This is a genomic window from Phytoactinopolyspora halophila, assembly GCF_003287285.1.
GTDB classification, from domain to species: Bacteria; Actinomycetota; Actinomycetes; order Jiangellales; family Jiangellaceae; genus Phytoactinopolyspora_A; species Phytoactinopolyspora_A halophila.
Genome location: NZ_QMIG01000063.1, coordinates 1 through 1,825 on the forward strand (window position 1 = coordinate 1; position 1,825 = coordinate 1,825).

Sequence of the window (1,825 nt, forward strand, 5' to 3'; positions counted from 1 at the left end):
AGTTTGGTGCGGCCGCCGTGGGCGGCTGCTGAGGCGAGACGGACGGTGTAGACCATGCCGTTGAGTTCCTAAGAGATGTCAAGCGACGGGGTGGCGGCTAGCGTTGGGGTTGACGGGCCGGCGATGGAGCACTTGGTGACTCCTTGCTTCGCCGGCCCGTCCCGTTCGGCGTTGTGGTGGTGCGTGCTCGCCGGAGGTGCTGGGGGACCTGGTAGCGGTCGTTGATGATTGCCCGGGCTTCGGTGCGGTCGACGGGTCGGCCGTCGACGTCGCGCAGCTCGTAGGGTGTCTGGTTCTTCCAGCAGGATGCGATACGAGTCAGCAACGTGGTGGCGATGTGGCAGAGCGCGGAGTTGTGGTGTTTGCCGGTCTCGACCATCAGCCGGTGGTACTTCGCCGCGAGGGTGGGGTCGTAGCGGCGGGCTTGGTTGGCGCTGTTGAATAGTGCTTCGCGCAGGAGTGCGTCGCCACGTTTGGTCGGGCCGCCGTGTCTGTCCGAGACGCCCGAGGCGTCGAGGGAGGGCACCAGGCCGCTGAAGCTGCGGATCCCGGCCAGGGATGTGAAGCGATCAATGTCTCCGAGTCGCCCCAGGATGACTGCGCTGGTGACGGCGCCGACGCCGGGGGCTGAGGTGATGATGCCTGCCGGGTCTCGCTCGGTGACCAGGATCGCGATGCGCTCGTCCAGTTCCTTGATCTCTTGTGTCAGCGTCAGGGCTAGGCGTGCCTCGACGGCGATGTCTTCGGCCAGGTCTGCGAAGTCCAGTTCGTCCTCCCACAACTGGCGGGTGGCCTTGGCGGCAGTCATGATGGCGTCGGCCTCGGGCTCGCCCCAGGCACCGCGGGAGTGGCGGTGGAAGAACCGGACCAGGCGGGAGCGGCCGACCCGTTTGACGGTGTGCGGGTCGGCGTAGCCGGCGGCCAGGAACCGTAGCGGGGTCGTGTTGGCCAGGTCGCCGCTCAGCGCGGTGTGCCAGTCGGGTCCGAGGATCTCCAGAAGGGCGTCCAGTCTGGCCAGGCTGGTGGTGCGTCGCTTGACCAGCGTGGAGTGCAGCTTGGTGGCTCGCCGCAGTGGGTCTCCCGGTCCCAGGCCACGCTCGGGGTGGAGTCCTTCGGGGTGCAGCATCGGGAGCCGTGCCAGCAGTACCGAGTCCAGCCGGTCGCTCTTGGTGTGCTTGGCGTAGTAGGCCCGCAGGTCCGCGGATCGCTCGGCGGAGACCAGCACCACGGTGGCTCCCTTGCGGCGGAACCAGGCCGCTAGTGGTACCCACGCGTTGCGGGTCGGTTCCATCACGACCGTGACCTGGGCCGGGTCGCTGCCAGCGGGGAGCCGTTCCCAGAGGTGGTCGAGATCGGTTGCGGTGGTCCGGAACCGATGTCCGGACCAGATCAGCTCACCGCGGTCGTCAGCCAGACTGGCTTGATGCGGTGCGCGGACCGCGATGTCGATACCCATCCGAAGGATCACTGCCGGTCTCCTCTGCTCGCGTGGTCAATCGCTTTCCGGCCGCCGGGCTGCCGTTGAGCACGATCCGCACCAGACATTCGCTAACAGGGATCCACATCGCGCGAGGTGGTCGCCGGGTTCCTAACAGGGCATCTCGAACTCCGGCAGTGGCCCCGCCCGCCAAGCGCAGTCAACAGGCAAGAAGTCGCACAGCGCTCCACTCAGTCAAACAACGTTGACGGGCAGGTGCCGGACGACACCGATCCTCCCCGCCCGTCGACCAGAAGGCTCGGAATGTCGCCCACCCAGATTGAATGTCGGTCAACGTGGAGGCGGGGTAGCCGTGTTGAGCGGCGGCTTTGTGGAACGTGTCGACCA

General features: G+C 67.0%; 1 protein-coding gene. It reads right to left on the reverse strand.

Features of this window, described 5'->3' with window-relative positions; genetic code table 11:
- Positions 1-97: 97 nt before the first annotated feature.
- Complete coding sequence (locus tag DPM12_RS22630; protein ID WP_211659267.1) at positions 98-1,468, reverse strand: IS110 family RNA-guided transposase; 1,371 nt, start codon at positions 1,466-1,468, stop codon at positions 98-100.
- Between the last annotated feature and the right edge of the window lie 357 nt (positions 1,469-1,825).